The sequence below is a fragment of the Profundibacter amoris genome (genome assembly GCF_003544895.1).
Classification (GTDB): domain Bacteria; phylum Pseudomonadota; class Alphaproteobacteria; order Rhodobacterales; family Rhodobacteraceae; genus Profundibacter; species Profundibacter amoris.
Genome location: NZ_CP032125.1, coordinates 2,474,492 through 2,490,744, shown reverse-complemented (window position 1 = coordinate 2,490,744; position 16,253 = coordinate 2,474,492). Strand labels below are relative to the sequence as shown.

The following is a 16,253-nucleotide window of genomic DNA, read 5'->3' as shown; positions in this document are numbered from 1 at the left end:
GCTTCGACTTTGCGGCAACGGCGTGGTCCCCTTGGTTGCAGCACATGCGTTCAGAATTCTTGCGGCTCGGTTCAAAGATGATGGCTGATGAGGCGGCACAATGAAACAATCGCGCGCCATGTCGCTCCTTGAGGCCATCGCCAATGTCGTTGTTGGCTACGGGGTGGCCGTGGCCACACAGATGCTGGTGTTTCCGCTGTTTGGTTTGCAGACGACGCTGGCGCAGAATTTGAAAATGGGTGCGGTGTTTTCGATCGTGTCAATCATTCGCAGTTTTGCGCTGCGGCGGGTTTTCGAGACAATCAGGGTTGCCAGTCGCTCCGCCGACCATGACGCACATGCAGAACCTGAACGGTCTCGTCCATGATCGTGAAATATACCCGCCAGCGGGTGGCGCGCCCGTATAATGCGCGGCGGATTTCGACATCGAATTCGGCGGATTCCGGTGCAACGGCATGGGCTTGAGGCATGGATGCAAGGCCGAGGATCAGTTTGCGCATGCCGGTCAGCCAGTCTTCGGCGGCACGGGGATTGCGCTCCTGCAACCACGCATGTTCCAGCCGGAGATCATCGGCCGCCTTGGGCGTGACAATGACGCGATATTGCTTGGCCATCAGCTGGCAGAAAGATCGTCAAAGAATGCCGAGGCCTCTACGCCTTCGCCCGCGCGCGCCTGATCCAGCCCCTTACGGATGCCCGCAACGGTCTGGGCATAGTCGATCTGGTCCTGCATGTCCTGCCACGCGGCGGCATCCATGACCACGACCGAGGGCTTGCCGTTCACCGTCAGCACCGACGGGCGGCCGGTTTCCTTGAGGCGGGCGACAAAGCGCGAGGTCTCGCGTTTGAACTCGGTAAGGGGGCGAATGTCCTTGGTGATGTCCATGGGGTGGCTCCTGACTGCGCATCTAATTAGATGCTAATATAGTGCGCAATCAGGGTGAAGTCCAGTACGGGATCAGGAGGCAATGCGGTAAACGCGACCTCTATCGGCAACCTTTTCCGAGGTGATGGTCAGCCCCAGCCGCTTTTTCAACGCGCCCGACATGACACCTCGAATCGAGTGCGGTTGCCAATTTACAGCCTTGGCGATCTCGGCAATCGTTGCCCCGTCGGGGGCTTCGAGCATCCCGATCAACAGCGCCTGCTTGGTGCCCGTGCGGGGTTTCGGCTTGGCCCGTTCCGGCTTGGGCTGCGGCGTTTCCGTTTCCACCCCGATGGCCTCAAGCCCCGCGCCGGTTATGACCAGCGTGGTGCCGTGGCCGTCGCCGGTCTTGCGCCACGTGGGTTCGCCGTTGCGGATGTCGGCCTCGACCTCGTCCAGAAAACCCTTCTGGATCAAGGGCACGATCACTTTGTTGGCGGCCCCGCCGCGCAGGCGGTCGGGCAGCGGCAGGGCAATGCGGTCGCCCTGACGGGAGGCACGCGAAAGAATGACGGTCTGGGTATCTGTGAGCTTGCTCATTTTTCAATCCCTTCGGAAAAGCTTTCGCGCATCATGCGCCAGATCACCTGATCGTCGGTCTCGCCCTCATTGCGCAATTCGTTGATGCGGGCGATGATCTCGTCATCGACGGGAACCTGCCAGAACCCGCCCGGCAGCGGTGTGGCCGTTTTGGCTATGCGACCCTTGGCCCAGCGGCGCAGGTGACGGTTGCTGCGGTCGGAAAGAATGATTGTCTTGGTCGGCTTGCTCATGCCTTGGCCTCCCATACGGTGAATTCGTCGCCCATGCCGAAGCTTTCGGCGGTGCGGCGCAGAAATCCGGGCGATTGGCGCTCGCAATCGGCGGCCAGCCTGGCTTCCTCGGCGAAAACCTCGCGGGGCAGATGATTGAGGGTGCCGTATTGCAGGCGCATGGAGGCCTCGACACCGGCGGGGTTCAGGTCGGGCGCAAGTTCATGAAGGAGTTTCTGGTAAAACATTGGCGGTCTCCGTGGCTCAAAGCCGCGACCATCGCGACCCTTCTACCGCCTGAAGCCCCGCGTGTGGCGGGGCGGGCAGGAAGGGCCGTGAATTATTCGGCGTATTCGCCTTCCTGAAATGCGCGGTCGCAAATCTCGCGCAGGTTCTTTGAAATATCGGCCAGATCGCCAACGTGCCCCCAGTGAATCTCGTCGGGGTTGGCCTCGAAATGCTCGTCACTCAGGGCCTGCAGGCGGGCAAGCATGGTGTCGATCTCGGCCTTGCGGGTCATGAAGGCGGCAAGGGCTTTGTCGTTGTTGCGGGCGTTGGGGGTCATCATTTTGCCTCCTGTGCGGCGGCCAGCCCTGCGGCGCAGGCGGCTTCGAGCGCGGCTTTGACACCCCAGACCGAAACCTCGTGAAAGTCGAGGCTGTCGCTTTTGCGCTCCTCCAGCGTCTCGATGAAGAGGTGCTTTCGGGCAATGCTGGCCATCAGGTCGGCGGGGGCGGTTTGGTTGGTTTTGCTTGTCATGGTCTGGCTCCTTTTGGTGTAATCAGAATCGCTCTTTTCCGGATGATTATCCAGTAAAATAGCAGCAATATCATTGCGTTGATCGGAAGGTGGGGATTGTAAATGGCCGCTGCCACACAGCCTTTGGCCGTGATCGCAAAACTTCTGGACCTGTCCGAGCGGCGGGTGCAGCAACTGAGCCGCGAAGGCATCATTCCCAAGGCAACGCGCGGACAATATGACCTGGTCGGTTCGGTGCGCGGCTATGTGCAGTATTTGCGCGATCAGGCCGTGAGCGCACAGGCCGGTGCACCCGATTATGCCGCCGAGCGGGCGCGTTACATCCGGGCCCGCGCCGATCTGGTGGAAATGGAGGCCGCGCAGCGACGCGGCGCTTTGATTGCGGTGGAGGATATCGAGGCCGCCTGGATCAAGGTTCTGGCGCTGTTGCGCACGCGGGTTCTGGCAGTGCCGGACCGTCTGGCTCCGGAAGTTTATGCCGCAGGCAGTCTGGCCGACACCCGCAACCTTCTCGGCAAAACCCTGCGCGCGGCCCTTGAGGATTTAGCCAACAGCGATGTGCAGCCGGAAAGAAATGCCACCCCTGACGATATCGGGCTCATCGATCCTGAGCCGGACGGTGAAACGGGCGCTGGAAGTTCTGCGCCCGCCACCGGAACTGACGATCAGTGACTGGGCGGATCAGAACCGGCGGCTGAGTTCGGAGGCCAGCGCCGAGCCGGGCCAGTGGCGCACCAGTCGCGCGGAATACCAGCGCGGGATCATGGAGGCGATTTCCGATGCGGGTGTGGAGAGCGTTGTGATCATGTCCAGCTCACAGGTGGGCAAGACCGAGATGCTGAACAATTCCGTCGCCTACCATATTGATCAGGATCCGGCCCCGATCATGGTGGTGATGCCGACCGAGCGGGATGCCGAGACCTGGTCGAAGGACCGGTTTTCACCAATGGCGCGCGATACCCCGTGCCTGACCGGCAAGATCGCCGATCCAAAATCCCGCGATGGTAACAACAAGATCCTGCACAAGCGCTTTCCGGGCGGGCACCTGACCATCGTCGGGGCCAATGCGCCCTCGGGGCTGGCCAGCCGCCCGATCCGGCTGTTGATGTGCGACGAGGTCGATCGCTATCCGTTCAGCGCCGGGGCCGAGGGGGATCCGGTGAACTTGGCCAAGAAGCGGACCGTGACGTTCTGGAACCGCAAGATCGTGCTGGTCTCGACGCCCACCAACAGGGGCGCAAGCCGGATCGAGGCGGCGTATGAGGAAAGTGACCAGCGGCAATACCATGTGCCGTGTCCCGAATGTGGTGAGCCGCAGGTGCTGGTCTGGGGGCAGGTCAAATGGGACAAGACTGCGGGCGGGGCACATAGACCGGACACCGCAAAGTATCACTGCATCCACTGTAACGCAGCATGGGCGGATGAGGCTCGCTGGACAGCAATCGGGAAAGGGCATTGGCAGGCGCGCGCGCCTTTTGACGGTATTGCCGGTTTCCACCTCAACGAAATCTATTCGCCATGGGTCCGGCTGGAGGCAATGGCAAAAGCGTTCCTCTCGGCCCGCGCCGGGGGTGACGACACGATGAAAACATTCATCAACACTTCGCTCGGGGAAACCTGGGTGGAAAGCGGCGAAGCGCCGGATTGGCAACGGCTGCTCGATCGCAAGGAAGAGTGGAAATCCGGCACGGTGCCCGCAAATGCCCTGTTTATGACTGCGGGCGCGGATGTGCAAAAGGACCGGATTGAGGTGGATGTCTGGGCCTGGGGGCGCGGGCTGGAAAGCTGGTTGATCGACCACATCGTCATCGAGGGTGGGCCGGGGTCAGAGGCTTGCTGGAATGGGCTGACGGAATTGCTGGGCCGGACATGGCAACACGGCAACGGCAGCCAGATGACCATCGCGCGGCTTGCCATCGACACCGGCTATGAAACCCCGGCCGTGTATGGCTGGGCGCGCAAGGTCGGCTTTGGTCAGGTGGCCCCGGTCAAGGGCGTGGAGGGTTTCAACCGTGCCAGCCCTGTCTCGGGGCCGACCTTCGTGGATGCGACCATCGCCGGCAAACGCCTGCGCCGTGGCGCGCGGCTCTGGACCGTGGCGGTCTCGACGTTCAAATCCGAAACCTACCGGTTCTTGCGGCTGGAACGGCCAACGCCAGAGGAACTTGCGGGCGGAACGGATTATCCGCCCGGAACCCTGCACCTGCCGGGCTGGATAGACAGCGAATGGCTGAAGCAGCTGGTCGCCGAGCAGCTGGTGACCGTCAGAAACAAGCGCGGTTTCGTCCGGCTGGAATGGCAGAAGCTGCGTGAACGCAACGAGGCGCTGGATTGCCGGGTTTATTCCCGCGCGGCGGCGTGGATCCTCGGGGCGGATCGCTGGTCGGACAAGCAATGGGATGAGCTGGAACGGCAAGTGGCGGCTCCGGATGCAGAAGTTGGCAAAGGTAATGTTACCACACCGCGCCAAAGCCGCCCCGCAAGACAGCGCCGTTCCGTGCGCTCGAATTACATGAGGTAGAGTTTCAATCGTTCAGGGTGCGTTGCACGATTTCAGGGTCCTTGGCGATCATGGCCAGCAGGACCCGCGCCGGTCCGTCAGGGCGGCGACGGCGGTATTCCCAATTGAGGAGGGTGCCCTTCTTCACGCCGATACTGCGCGCAAACTCGGCCTGCGAAAGACCGGTGCTGGCACGGATGAGCTGAACATCGGGTTCCGGAATGTCGATCTCGTGAATGGTGGCCGGGCCTTTGCCCCTGGCGTGGGCAAGAGCCTCTTTCAGGCCTTGTTCGATGCTGTTGAATGCGTCGCTCATCACTTGCTCCTGTAGGTTTCTGTCAGGGCCTTGCCGAGGGTTTTGACGGCCTCGGTTTCAGCCTTGCTCAGGTTGGCCTTCTCGTTCTTGGCGAAGACCGTGATCAATATGACCGGTGTGCCGTCTTCCGGGCTGAAGGCGTGGATCACCCGGTAACCGCCACTTTTACCGCTGCCCGCGCGCGCAAAACGGAATTTGCGCACACCACCGCCAATGGAAACGCCACTCATCACTGCCCGGCAGGCGATTGCGAAGCAATCTGCCGAGAGGGGGATTTCGCGCAACGAAATCGACCAGTTCCATACGCTCGCCATCACTCATGATTGCGCGGGCGCGGCGCTGGAATTCGGGCATTTCGACAACGGTTACAATGGTCATGACATTAGATAGGTGTCAGCGACCTATATGTCAATGACTAACATCAGGGAACAACATGACCACATTGGCAGAACTGCAAACCCGCCGCGAGGCACTGGCGACCTCGCGCGCCAGTGGCGTGGCCCGGGTCAGCTATGACGGCAAGACGGTGGAATACCGCAGCCTTGCGGAAATCGACCGGGCCATCGATGTGCTCAATCGGGAAATCGCGGCGCTCGAGGGCCGCAGGGTGATCCGGCAGGTGCGCGTGACCACAAGCAAGGGATTGTAATGGGCCTGTTTGACATGCTTCGTCGCCGGGAAGCCGGCGGCCCAAGCGGCGTGCGCGCCCGCCTCGAAGGGGCAATGTCGCGTCGTCGCCTGCGCGGCTGGCAGCCGCCGCTGGAAAACATCAACTCGCTGGTGGCCTCGGGCGGGCCGCGATTGCTGGCGCGCTCGCGCGAGTTGGTGGTGACCAATGGTTATGCCGCCAATGCCTGCGAGGCCTATGCGGCCAATCTGGTCGGGGACGGGATCAAGCCCTCGTCCCTGATCGAAGATCCGGAGCTTCGGGACACGGTCCAACGCCTGTGGCTGGCCTGGACCGATCAAGCCGATGCCGACGGGCTGACGGATTTTTACGGGCTGCAGGCAATGATTGCCCGCGAGATGTTCGTGGCCGGCGAATGCTTCGTGCGCATCCGGCCGAGACGTGCCGAGGACGGCTTGCTGGTGCCGATGCAATTGCAGCTTTTGCAGTCGGAAATGCTCCCCTTCGAGAAAACCGAAACCGCCGCCAATGGTAATGCCATCCGCTGTGGTATCGAGTTCGATCTGATTGGCCGCCGCGTCGCCTATCATTTTCGCCGCCGCCATCCCGGTGACAGCACCGATCGCAGTTCGGTGATCCCGGACACCACACGAGTGCCCGCCGAAGACGTGCTGCACATCTACCGCCCCATCGATGCAGGTCAGATCCGGGGGTTGCCGCATGTGGCTCCGGCCATGGTGCGGCTGTTTCTGCTCGACCAATACGATGATGCCGAGCTCGACCGCAAGAAAACCGCTGCGATGTTTGCGGGATTCATCACCAAGAATGCGCCGGAAGAGGCGTTGATGGGCGAAGTTGAGGATACCGGCGAAGGCATTGGTATCGCCAGTCTGGAACCCGGCACCCTGCAGGTGCTGTTGCCCGGTGAGGACATCAAGTTCTCCAGCCCCGCCGATGTCGGCGGTGGTTATGAGGCGTTTCAATATCGCACCTTGCTGGCAATCTCGGCGTCCTTGGGGCTGCCGTATCACTTGGTCACCGGCGATGTGCGCCAGGCCAATTACTCGAGCCTCAGGGCTGAGTTAGTCGAGTTTCGCCGCCGGATCGGCCAGTTGCAGCACGGGGTGATGGCGCATCAATTCTGCCGACCGGTCTGGACGCGCTGGCTGGAGGCGGCTGCCCTGTCGGGCTCGCTCGATCTGCCGGACATGGCCAAGGCCAAACCGGTGCACTGGATTCCGCCACGCTGGGATTGGGTCGATCCGCTGAAAGACATTCAGGCGCAGTTGCTCGGGATCGAAGCCGGGTTGATGTCGCGGCGCAAAGCCGTGGAAGCAACTGGCTATGACATCGAGGAAATCGACCGCGAGAACGCGGCGGATGCCGAGCGCGCTGCGGCTTTGGGCCTTCATTACAGCACCAGCCCCGGCGAGACCCAGGGCGCGCGGGCGACGCCCGTGAAACCTGCTGACCCCGAAGAACAGCAACAGTAGCAAAGGAACCACCATGAAAAACTGGTATTCGATCTGCGCCCTGAACGAGGGTGCGGAAATCTCGATCTATGATGAAATCGGCGCCTATGGCGTCTCGGCCAAAGCGTTTTTGGCCGATCTCGGCAAGCTGCCGGACAAGGCCCCGCTGACATTACGGCTCAACAGCCCCGGCGGCTCGGTTTTTGATGCAGTGGCGATTTACAACGCCCTGCAGCGCCATGCAGGCAATGTCACCGTCAGTATCGACGGCATCGCGGCATCGGCTGCCTCCTACATTGCCATGGCGGGGGATGAAATTATCATGCCGGAAAACGCCTTTCTGATGATCCATGATCCTTCGGGCATGGTGATGGGCACGGCGGCCGATATGCGCGCCATGGCCGAAGCCCTCGACAAGATCGGTGGCAGTCTGCTGCGGGGTTACGCGGCGAAATCCGGCAAGGCGGAAAAGGATATCGCGCAGCTGATGGCCAAGGAAACCTGGCTCGACGCCGCCGAGGCGCTGGAGATGGGCTTTGCTGACACAATGTCCGAGCCGGTGAAAATGGCTGCCAGTTTCGATGTCAGCCGGTTTCGGAACACGCCGCCGGAAATCGTCGAGGCGGTGAAGGCAAAGGATGAACCCGTCGCGGTGAAACCGGAGCCTGAAGCAAGGCTTGAACCGGATACTTCCTCCGGGGACGAAACCGACCCCGAGCCTGACCCCGCTGTCATCCGCGCCGAGGCCATGACCTATGCCAAAACTGTCGTCGATCTCTGCCGCCTTGCTGGTCAGCCGCAAATGGCGGCGGGCTTTCTCAACTCCGAAGCCTCCCTCGAGGATATCCGCCAGGCCCTGATCGACGCCCGCGCCGCCGATGATCCCGACATCTCCTCCACCCACCCGCAACCGGGGCCTGCGCCTCAGGCCAAACCCTGGGGCGACGTGATCGCCTGCACCTTCAAACGCAAAGGATAACACCCCATGACCACTCTGACCGAAACCCGCCACGCAGGCGGTTTTATTACTTGGGAGGCCGCGCGCGATTATTGCCGCGAGGTCGTCACCATCGCCACCGGCGGCGCGAACCCCGTTCTGGAACCTGGCACCGTGCTCGGCAAAATCACCGCATCTGGCAAATACGCCGCCCATGATCCGGCTGCTCTCGATGGCACGGAAACCGCCGTCGCCGTGCTCTGGGGCAAGGCGGACGCCACCGCGGCCGACGTGGATGCCGTGGTGCTGCTGCGCGGCCCCGCCATCGTCAACGCCAATGATCTGGTGTTCGCCGGAACGCCCACAGCACCGGAAATCACCGCCGCCCATACGGCGCTCGCCGTTGTCGGCATTCTCACCCGCTAAGAAAGGAACACATTCATGGCCACCATGGATATCTTCGAGACCGATGCCTTTTCGGTGATCGAGCTCACCCGCGCGCTTGAAAACATCCCCTTCAAGCCCGCGACCCTCTCGGGCTCCGGCCTTTTCTCCGATCGCGGCGTGCGAAGCCGCACTGTTGTCATTGAATCCCGCGACGGCACCCTGTCGCTGATCCCGTTTTCCGAACGTGGCTCGGCTTATGATCAACAGGTGCCCGAGCGTCGCGACGTGCGGGCCTTCGTTTGCCGCCAGTTCAAGAAGCAGGACGTGCTCTGGGCCTCCGAGATTCAGGGCATCCGCGCCTTTGGCACTGACAGCGAGACCCAGCAGATTCAGGCCGAAGTCGCCCGCCGTCTGCGTCGCCTGCGCAATGACGCCGAGGCCACCTTTGAATACCACCTGCTGAACGGCATTCAGGGCAAGGTGCTCGACCCCAAGGACGGGGCCACTGTCATCGATTACTTCACCGAGTTCGCGATTACCCCGGCCACCGAGGTCAACTTCGATCTTGCCGCCACCAATCCCGGCTCCGGCGTGCTGCGCAAGCGCTGTCAGGCGCTGATCGAAAGTGTCGAGGATAGCCTCGGGGGCCTTTCCACCGGCGCGGTGCAACTGCGCGCAGAATGCGGTTCGGCCTTCTTTGCCGATCTGGTGGCGCACAAGGAGGTGCGGGAAACCTATCTCAACACCGCCGCCGCCGCCGATCTGCGTAGCCGGGTGTCCGACGAGGTCAGCTTTGGCGGCATCAACTTCCGCCGCTACCGTGGCAATGCCGCCTTCGGGGTGCCGGTCGACAAGGCGTATTTCTATCCCGAGGGCGTCGAGGGGTTGTTTGAAATTTACTACGCCCCGGCCGACACGTTCGAGACGGTCAACACCCTCGGCCTGCCGCTCTACGCCCGTTCCATTCCGGATCGGGATCGCGACGAATGGGTGCGCCTCGAGATCGAAAGCAACCCGCTGCCGATCTGCACCCGCCCGCAGGTTCTGCGCAGCGCGCGGCGCACCTGATGAACGCCTTTGCCATTGGCATGGACGCATTGTTCGCGGACGACAATATCGCCACGGATGCCATCTACACGGCCGAGGGCGGCAATCCCGTTCTCGTCCGTGTAGTGGTACGCCGCGCCGACAATATTACCGGCTTTGGCGAGGCGAAACTCTGGTCTGAAACCCAGCGGTTCGATCTGCGGGTCAGCGAGGTCGCCACACCTCGCCCCGGGGACCGACTGGAAATCGGTGGCGAAGCGTTTCTCATTCAGGGCGAGCCGGTGCGTGACGCCGAACGGCTGATCTGGACCATCGATGTGCATCCGGCATGAAGCTGAAACTCGACATCGATCCGGACATCGCCGCGAAGATGCAGGCGGAGGTGCTGGCGGGCGAGCGCGCGGTCACCGCCGCCATGCGTCAGGCGGGCAGTGATCTGAAGGTCGACTGGCGCGGGCAGATCACCGGCGCTGGCCTCGGGCAACGGCTGGCGCGCAGCATTCGCAACAAGACCTATCCAGAGCGGGGCGAAAGCCTCGATGCCGCCGCCTTCGTCTGGTCGAAAGCCCCGAAGATCATCCGCGCCCATGACAAGGGCGTGCTGATCCGCTCGAAACGCGGCTTCTATCTCGCCATCCCGACCGAGGCCGCTGGCAAGGGTCGCGGTGGCGCGCGGCTCACACCCGGCGAATGGGAACGCCGCCGCGGTATGCGGTTGCGGTTCATCTACCGGCGCAACGGGCCGAGCCTTCTGGTGGCCGAAAAGGCGCGGATCAACACGCGCGGCACGGCGGTGGCGTCGCGTTCCAAAACCGGCCGCGGACAAGTCACGGCTCCGATATTCCTGCTGGTACCGCAGGTAAAACTGCGCAAACAGCTCGATCTGGCGCGGGATGCGGAAAAGGTGGCAGGGTCCGTGCCGGGGTTGATTGTGGAAAAATGGGTGGATCAGGCGTGAACCAATCTCGGGAAGTTCCTGCATTGTGGACAATCGCCCGGCATTAGCATATATTGCCAATGACGCGAAAGGATATCCCATGGCCACACGAAACGTCGTTCTGACCGATGCACAATCCAGCCTGGTCGACCGTTTGGTCGAGACCGGCCGTTACCAGAATGCCAGCGAGGCCTTGCGCGCCGGTTTGCGCCTTCTCGAGCGTGAGGAAAGCGAAATCAATGCCCTGCGCAACCAGCTCTCGGCCGGATTGGCGCAGGCCAGGGCTGGAGATCTGGCCGAGGGGAGCGGCGAGGATGCCATTCGGCGCGTCTTTGCCACCGCGCGGGACAAGGCCTGATGCCCAAACCCTGGCGGCTGACCCGTCAGGCCGAGGCGTCCCTTCTGGATATTGCCCTCTGGACGATCGAGACTTTTGGCCCGCGTCAGGCGCAGGCCTATGAGGAAGACCTGATAGCGCGTTGTTCCGGAATTGCATCGGGCAGCGTGGCTTCGCAAAGTTGCCGGGCGATCATCGACCCTGATCTGAAGGAGGATCTGCGCTTCACCCGTTCGGGGCAGCATTTTATCGTGTTTGTCGAGGATGAGGCCAGTGTGATCATCGTGGATTTTCTGCATAGCAGGAGTGATTTGCCGGCCAAACTGGCGAGCATTGAGAAACAACAGCCAGATCAGAACCATTGAGGTAAGCCGGCATTTGGCCGGCAAGCAAAAACATGCCCACACCCCGTGAAACCATCCTGCAGGCTTTGCTTGCGGCACTGCAAACCGTGCCCGCTGCAACAGTGCTGCGTGGGGCGGTCCTGCCCGAACGTATCCCGACTGACGGGCTGCTGATCCTGCGCGACGGCGATCCGGGAACGCCGGAGGTGACGCTGTCGCCGGTGCAATATCACTTTGAGCATCGTGCCGAGGTCGAGGTGATCGTGCAGGGGAAGACTCCGGCTGACCGCGACGCCGCGTTTGATGTGTTGTTGGCAGAACTGGCCATCACCATCACGGCCGACCGAACCCTCGGCGGCCTCTGCGACTGGGTCGAGGCGGAAGCGCCGCAGCCGGTCGATCTACCGGTGGAAGGGGCGGAGGCGCTGAAGGCAGCGATCGTTTCCCTTATTTTGGCGTACACCACGGCCGATCCGCTGGGCTGACCCTCATGGGCTGAACCTCGTAGGATGCCCCCACCACAAAACAAAGGACTACACTATGGCACGCGCACAAGGCGCGCGGTCGCTGATGGCGGCTGCGTATGAGACGAGTTATGGCACCTCGCCGGTTGGCGGTTACATGCAGATGCCGTTCGCCAGCACTTCGCTGGGGGCAGAGCAACCGCTGCTGGGATCGGAACTTCTGGGGTATGGCCGTGATCCGCTGGCTCCGATCAAAGATGCGGTAACGGCAGACGGTGATGTGGTGGTGCCGATCGATGCGGAAGCCTTCGGGTTCTGGCTGAAGGCGGCATTTGGCGATCCGGTCACCACCGGCACGGGTCCGTATACCCATGTGTTCACGTCGGGCAACTGGACCCTGCCGAGCATCTCGATCGAAACCGCCATGCCCGAGGTGCCGCGTTATGCGATGTATTCCGGCTGTGTGCTCGACCAGCTTTCCTGGCAGATGCAACGCTCTGGCCTGCTGACCGCCACCGCCAAGCTAATCGCGCAAGGCGAGGCGATTGCAACCTCGACCGCTGCCGGAACGCCGACCGGCTGGGCCCTGCAGCGGTTCGGGCATTTCAACGGTTCGATCAAACGTAACGGCACAGCTCTCGGTAATATCGTCTCGGCCGACATTCAGTATGCCAACAATCTTGACCGGATCGAAACCATCCGCTCGGACGGGCGTATCGACGGGGCCGACCCTTCGATTGCCGCGCTGACCGGCAAGATGGATGTGCGCTTTGCCGATCAGGTGCTGATGACCCAGGCGATGAACGGCACACCCGCCGAGTTGGAGTTCGCCTATAATCTCGGCACCGGTGAAGCCCTGACCTTCACCGCCCACGCTGTCTATCTGCCGCGCCCGCGCATCGAAATCCAGGGCCCCCAGGGTGTGCAAGCCAGCTTTGACTGGCAGGCCGCCTATGACGCTACCGCCGGGCAGATGTGCACCGTCACCCTTGTCAACGACATCGCAACCTACTGAGGAACAACATGATCCATCTCGATTTGAATAGCGAACCCGCCTGGCTTGATCTTGGCCACGGCGTTCGCCTGCATTTACACCCGCTGACCACGGCGATGATGGTGGCCTCGCGCAATGACCCCGCTGTCGCGGCTCTGAACGAGGATGCAACCGACGAGGAAAGTGCGCTGGTTTTCGCCAAGGCCCTGGCCCGCAACGCCACGCTTGACTGGGAAGGGGTGGGGGATGGTGACGGCAATGTCATTCAAATTACCCCTGAGGGTATATCGGCCCTGCTGGATGTCTGGCCGCTGTTCGAAGCTTTCCAGACCAAATACGTGGCCAAGGGTCTGGTGCTGGACGCGGAAAAAAACGCCTCTGCGCCCTTGCCGACTGGGTCTTCGGCGGGGGCGACGGATATTGCCAAGCCTGTATCGACACCTGTGAAGACTGCCCGCAAACCCTGAACCAACCACAGACATTTGAAGGCTGGCAGGTCTGGGATCTGGTCGCCCGCCTTGGTGGCCAGCTGCGCGTTGCCCCGAGCGGTGGCGTGATTGGCTGGGACATGGGCACGGCACTGGCGCTGGCCTCGGCTCTTGGCATCTGTCCGATAGCTACCGCCGAAATCCTCCCCGCAATCGAGGCGGTGATGGTGCGTAAAATCAACGAACAGATGGATAAGTAAGATGGCCGAGAAAAGGGTATCCGTCCGCCTCGCGGCCGTGGGTGGCAAGCAGGTCAAGGCCGAATTCGAGGGCATAGGTGACGCTGGCAAAAAGGGTTTCGGCAAGGCCTCGCGCGAGATGGAGATTGCCAATGCCCGTCTCGCCCGCTTTGCCCGCCGCGCAAAGATTGCGGCCGGTATCATGGCGGCGGCTGCGGTGGCGGCCGGCATTGCCATGGTGCGCTCCAGCCTGCAGACCATCGACGAGCAGGCCAAACTGGCGGCATCCCTGCGCACCACGACGGCGAGCATGCAGGTGCTGGCGCGCGCGGCCGATCTGGCCGGAGTCTCGCAGGGCGAGGTTGAACAAGCCACGATCATGATGACCAAGAGCCTGAGCCAGGCGGCGCAGGGGACCGGTCCGGCGGTGAAAGCATTGGATGCGTTGCACCTTTCCGCCGCCGATCTCGCCAAGCTGCCGATCAATGAAAAAATGACTGCCATTCAGGATGCAATTGCAAAGTTCATCCCCACGGCCCAACAAGCGGCTGTAGCCTCACAGATATTTGGCTCGCGTGCCGGTCTGATCTTTACCCGTATCGACAGCGCCACCTTGCGTCAGGCAACACAGGATGTGCAGGATTTTGGCGTCGCGGTATCTGAAAGCGATGCTGCACAAATCCAGCGCACCAATGATGCCCTCTCGCGCATGGGATTGCTGTGGCGCGGGATTGCCAACCAGCTGGCGGTGGCGGCGGCACCAGCGCTTGAGGCAATGGCCAATGCCATGGCGGCGATCGGTAAGGTCACCGGCCCGCTCGGGCGCGCCATCAAGGGCCTGTTCAACCATATCGGCGAGATCGCCACCATTGCCGCCACCTTCGCCGCCGTGCTGGGTGGCAAGTTGGTGATTGCACTGGCCAGCGCGGCATTGGGGATCAACGGCGTGTCGATTTCGCTGGTCGCCCTGCGTGGTGCCCTGATCCGCACCGGCATCGGGGCGTTGATCATTGGTGCGGGAGAACTGATCTACTGGTTCGGGCGTCTGGTCAAAGGCGCAGGCGGCTTTGGCGAGGCCATGCGGTTGCTGAAGGATGTCGCCATCGAGGTCTGGGATCGCATCAAGCTCGGCGGCAAATCCCTCGGCGCGGCGCTCTCGTCGGTCTGGGCGCGGATCAAGGCCGGATGGCTGACAATGCTGGCCAACATCCAGAAGACATGGACGGACTTTTTGCATGCCATGACGCGCGGGATTGCCAATATCCCGGGCATGGACAGCGCCATGCTGGCATTAGGAAACGCCGCGATCATGGCTGGATCCGCCTATTACGAGATGGCCGCCACCGCCGAAGAAGCGAGGAATGCCGCCGACGGGCTGGTGACCTCCTCCCGCGAAATGGCCCAAGCCGAAACCGCACCGCTCACCTCCATGCAGGCCCTGCGCGATGCGATGACATCGAGCGCCGAGGATGGCGAGAGCGTCCTTGCGGGCACGACGACCGCTGCCGAGGTTCTGTCCCGAGCGGTCACCGGTGCGGGTGGGGCCGCGCGTGCTGCGGCCGAGGTTGCCAAAACCGCATGGGAATTGGCGGCAGGTTCCCTCAAGGATTACGCTGCCAAGGCGGCGAATGTTGGCAAGGGGATTGGTGACGCGCTGGTCAGCGCTTTCACCAGCGCGGAAAACGCCATTGGGGAATTTGTCAAAACCGGCAAGCTGGATTTCCGGTCACTGGTGGCCTCTTTGCTGGCTGATATGGCCAAGCTATCGGCCCGCAAATTCATTCTGGGGCCGCTCGCCAATGCCCTGTCGGGTGCCCTTGGAAGTCTTGGCGGCATCTTTGCGCCGGTGTTACACGCGGGCGGTATGGTTGGCGGGGTCGCGCCACAGCGCATGGTTCCTGCCATGGCTTTTGCAAGCGCGCCCCGCATGCATGGTGGTGGCTGGGCAGGGCTGCGGCCAGACGAGGTACCCGCCATTCTGCAAAAAGGCGAGCGGGTGCTGAACCGGCGCGAGGCCGCGCAATACGACACTGCCAGTTCCCAAAACATCACCATCAACATCCAGACCCGCGATGCCGAGAGCTTCCGGCAATCGCGCACCCAGGTCTCGGCCGACATTGCCCGTGCTGTCGCCATGGGCCGGAGGGGCATGTAGATGGCGTTTCACGAGGTTCGCTTTCCCGACAATATCAGCCGTGGTGCGCGTGGCGGCCCCGAGCGGCGCACCCAGATTGTCGAGCTGGCCTCGGGCGACGAGGAGCGCAACGCCAGCTGGACCAACTCGCGCCGCCGATATGATGCCGCCTATGGCATCCGCCGCGCTGACGATCTGGCTGCCGTGGTGGCGTTCTTCGAGGCGCGCAACGGGCAGCTCTACGGGTTTCGCTGGAAGGATTGGGGTGATTATAAATCCTGCCTGCCGTCGGGTGCGCCTGCCGCAACAGATCAGACGATCGGCACGGGAGACGGCACCACCACCATGTTCCAATTGGTGAAAGCCTATTCATCGGGCGCGCAAGCATGGACCCGCACGATCACAAAACCGGTGGCCGGTACGGTCTCGGTGGCGCTGGACGGGATCGCGCAAGCCTCGGGTTGGTCCGTGGATACCACCACGGGTCAGATCACCTTTACCACCGCTCCGGCCACGGGAACCGCCATAACCGCCGGTTTCGAATTCGATGTGCCGGTGCGTTTCGACACCGACCAGCTCGACGTCACCCATGACCTGGAGCGCCTCGGGTCCATCACATCCATTCCGCTGATCGAGGTGAGGCGGTAGTGGCT

27 protein-coding genes are annotated in these 16,253 nt (G+C 62.3%); 18 read left to right on the top strand and 9 right to left on the bottom strand.

Going from position 1 to position 16,253, the window contains the following annotated elements; genetic code table 11:
* Nucleotides 1-100: 100 nt before the first annotated feature.
* Entirely contained in the window at nt 101-367 is a 267-nt protein-coding gene (locus BAR1_RS12385) for a DUF7220 family protein (RefSeq protein ID WP_118943305.1), read from the top strand.
* Here the strand turns inward: BAR1_RS12385 and BAR1_RS12380 are convergent.
* The 7 genes from BAR1_RS12380 to BAR1_RS12350 form a co-directional block, all read right to left on the bottom strand.
* Nucleotides 303-614, bottom strand: a complete 312-nt coding sequence (locus BAR1_RS12380; protein ID WP_118943304.1) for a type II toxin-antitoxin system RelE/ParE family toxin — start codon at nt 612-614, stop codon at nt 303-305. The genes BAR1_RS12385 and BAR1_RS12380 overlap by 65 nt on opposite strands.
* Nucleotides 614-886, bottom strand: a complete 273-nt coding sequence (locus BAR1_RS12375; RefSeq protein ID WP_118943303.1) for a type II toxin-antitoxin system Phd/YefM family antitoxin — start codon at nt 884-886, stop codon at nt 614-616. Before BAR1_RS12375 ends, BAR1_RS12380 begins: the two co-directional genes overlap by 1 nt.
* Nucleotides 887-958: 72 nt before the next feature.
* Nucleotides 959-1,465: a DUF3489 domain-containing protein gene (locus tag BAR1_RS12370; protein ID WP_118943302.1), complete on the bottom strand. Its 507-nt coding sequence runs from the start codon at nt 1,463-1,465 to the stop codon at nt 959-961.
* The gene (locus BAR1_RS12365) at nt 1,462-1,698 is read right to left on the bottom strand and encodes a hypothetical protein (RefSeq protein ID WP_118943301.1); all 237 of its coding nucleotides are present in this window, start codon (nt 1,696-1,698) and stop codon (nt 1,462-1,464) included. The genes BAR1_RS12370 and BAR1_RS12365 overlap by 4 nt, the downstream gene beginning before the upstream one ends.
* Nucleotides 1,695-1,925: a hypothetical protein gene (locus BAR1_RS12360; RefSeq protein WP_118943300.1), complete on the bottom strand. Its 231-nt coding sequence runs from the start codon at nt 1,923-1,925 to the stop codon at nt 1,695-1,697. Before BAR1_RS12360 ends, BAR1_RS12365 begins: the two co-directional genes overlap by 4 nt.
* A 92-nt stretch (nt 1,926-2,017) precedes the next feature.
* A complete protein-coding gene (locus BAR1_RS12355) occupies nt 2,018-2,245 on the bottom strand; it encodes a hypothetical protein (protein WP_118943299.1) in 228 nt (75 codons plus the stop codon).
* Nucleotides 2,242-2,436, bottom strand: coding sequence for a DUF6900 domain-containing protein (locus tag BAR1_RS12350; protein WP_118943298.1), 195 nt, complete (start codon nt 2,434-2,436; stop codon nt 2,242-2,244). Before BAR1_RS12350 ends, BAR1_RS12355 begins: the two co-directional genes overlap by 4 nt.
* Before the next feature lie 102 nt (nt 2,437-2,538).
* Between BAR1_RS12350 and BAR1_RS12345 the strand changes: the two genes are divergently transcribed.
* Nucleotides 2,539-3,108, top strand: a complete 570-nt coding sequence (locus BAR1_RS12345; RefSeq protein ID WP_118943297.1) for a terminase small subunit, Nu1 — start codon at nt 2,539-2,541, stop codon at nt 3,106-3,108.
* Nucleotides 3,011-4,957 (top strand): phage terminase large subunit family protein, encoded by a 1,947-nt coding sequence (locus tag BAR1_RS12340; protein ID WP_118943296.1) that lies wholly within the window; start codon nt 3,011-3,013, stop codon nt 4,955-4,957. Before BAR1_RS12345 ends, BAR1_RS12340 begins: the two co-directional genes overlap by 98 nt.
* 4 nt (nt 4,958-4,961) lie before the next feature.
* Here the strand turns inward: BAR1_RS12340 and BAR1_RS12335 are convergent, their stop codons facing one another.
* Both BAR1_RS12335 and BAR1_RS12330 read right to left on the bottom strand, forming a co-directional pair.
* Complete coding sequence (locus BAR1_RS12335; RefSeq protein ID WP_118943295.1) at nt 4,962-5,252, bottom strand: helix-turn-helix domain-containing protein; 291 nt, start codon at nt 5,250-5,252, stop codon at nt 4,962-4,964.
* Nucleotides 5,252-5,566 carry a type II toxin-antitoxin system RelE/ParE family toxin gene (locus BAR1_RS12330; protein ID WP_228408553.1) on the bottom strand — a complete coding sequence of 105 codons (315 nt, stop codon included), beginning with the start codon at nt 5,564-5,566 and terminating at the stop codon, nt 5,252-5,254. The genes BAR1_RS12335 and BAR1_RS12330 overlap by 1 nt, the downstream gene beginning before the upstream one ends.
* 119 nt (nt 5,567-5,685) lie before the next feature.
* On the opposite strand from BAR1_RS12330, the gene BAR1_RS12325 reads away from it, so the two are divergent.
* The 15 genes from BAR1_RS12325 to BAR1_RS12255 all read left to right on the top strand — a co-directional run bounded on the left by BAR1_RS12325 (nt 5,686) and on the right by BAR1_RS12255 (nt 16,248).
* On the top strand, nt 5,686-5,901 hold the full coding sequence (locus BAR1_RS12325; RefSeq protein WP_118943294.1) for a phage head-tail joining protein: 216 nt from the start codon (nt 5,686-5,688) through the stop codon (nt 5,899-5,901).
* The gene (locus BAR1_RS12320; RefSeq protein ID WP_228408552.1) at nt 5,901-7,373 is read left to right on the top strand and encodes a phage portal protein; all 1,473 of its coding nucleotides are present in this window, start codon (nt 5,901-5,903) and stop codon (nt 7,371-7,373) included. Before BAR1_RS12325 ends, BAR1_RS12320 begins: the two co-directional genes overlap by 1 nt.
* A 13-nt stretch (nt 7,374-7,386) precedes the next feature.
* Nucleotides 7,387-8,331, top strand: coding sequence for a head maturation protease, ClpP-related (locus BAR1_RS12315; RefSeq protein ID WP_118943293.1), 945 nt, complete (start codon nt 7,387-7,389; stop codon nt 8,329-8,331).
* 6 nt (nt 8,332-8,337) lie between these two features.
* A complete protein-coding gene (locus tag BAR1_RS12310) occupies nt 8,338-8,715 on the top strand; it encodes a head decoration protein (protein WP_118943292.1) in 378 nt (125 codons plus the stop codon).
* 15 nt (nt 8,716-8,730) lie between these two features.
* Entirely contained in the window at nt 8,731-9,744 is a 1,014-nt protein-coding gene (locus BAR1_RS12305) for a major capsid protein (protein ID WP_118943291.1), read from the top strand.
* Nucleotides 9,744-10,055: a head-tail joining protein gene (locus BAR1_RS12300; protein WP_118943290.1), complete on the top strand. Its 312-nt coding sequence runs from the start codon at nt 9,744-9,746 to the stop codon at nt 10,053-10,055. Before BAR1_RS12305 ends, BAR1_RS12300 begins: the two co-directional genes overlap by 1 nt.
* On the top strand, nt 10,052-10,681 hold the full coding sequence (locus BAR1_RS12295; RefSeq protein ID WP_118943289.1) for a DUF6441 family protein: 630 nt from the start codon (nt 10,052-10,054) through the stop codon (nt 10,679-10,681). The genes BAR1_RS12300 and BAR1_RS12295 overlap by 4 nt, the downstream gene beginning before the upstream one ends.
* 79 nt (nt 10,682-10,760) lie before the next feature.
* On the top strand, nt 10,761-11,018 hold the full coding sequence (locus BAR1_RS12290) for a type II toxin-antitoxin system ParD family antitoxin (protein WP_118943288.1): 258 nt from the start codon (nt 10,761-10,763) through the stop codon (nt 11,016-11,018).
* The gene (locus BAR1_RS12285; protein ID WP_118943287.1) at nt 11,018-11,362 is read left to right on the top strand and encodes a type II toxin-antitoxin system RelE/ParE family toxin; all 345 of its coding nucleotides are present in this window, start codon (nt 11,018-11,020) and stop codon (nt 11,360-11,362) included. The genes BAR1_RS12290 and BAR1_RS12285 overlap by 1 nt, the downstream gene beginning before the upstream one ends.
* Nucleotides 11,363-11,394: 32 nt before the next feature.
* On the top strand, nt 11,395-11,826 hold the full coding sequence (locus BAR1_RS12280) for an acyl-CoA transferase (protein WP_118943286.1): 432 nt from the start codon (nt 11,395-11,397) through the stop codon (nt 11,824-11,826).
* A 55-nt stretch (nt 11,827-11,881) separates the two neighbouring features.
* Nucleotides 11,882-12,820, top strand: a complete 939-nt coding sequence (locus tag BAR1_RS12275) for a phage tail tube protein (RefSeq protein WP_118943285.1) — start codon at nt 11,882-11,884, stop codon at nt 12,818-12,820.
* 8 nt (nt 12,821-12,828) lie between these two features.
* Nucleotides 12,829-13,266: a hypothetical protein gene (locus BAR1_RS12270; protein ID WP_118943284.1), complete on the top strand. Its 438-nt coding sequence runs from the start codon at nt 12,829-12,831 to the stop codon at nt 13,264-13,266.
* Entirely contained in the window at nt 13,233-13,487 is a 255-nt protein-coding gene (locus BAR1_RS18430; protein WP_456107146.1) for a DUF7697 family protein, read from the top strand. The genes BAR1_RS12270 and BAR1_RS18430 overlap by 34 nt, the downstream gene beginning before the upstream one ends.
* 1 nt (nt 13,488) lies before the next feature.
* On the top strand, nt 13,489-15,621 hold the full coding sequence (locus BAR1_RS12260; protein WP_118943282.1) for a phage tail tape measure C-terminal domain-containing protein: 2,133 nt from the start codon (nt 13,489-13,491) through the stop codon (nt 15,619-15,621).
* Entirely contained in the window at nt 15,622-16,248 is a 627-nt protein-coding gene (locus BAR1_RS12255) for a DUF2460 domain-containing protein (protein WP_118943281.1), read from the top strand. It abuts the gene before it with no gap.
* The last annotated feature ends 5 nt before the right edge of the window (nt 16,249-16,253 follow it).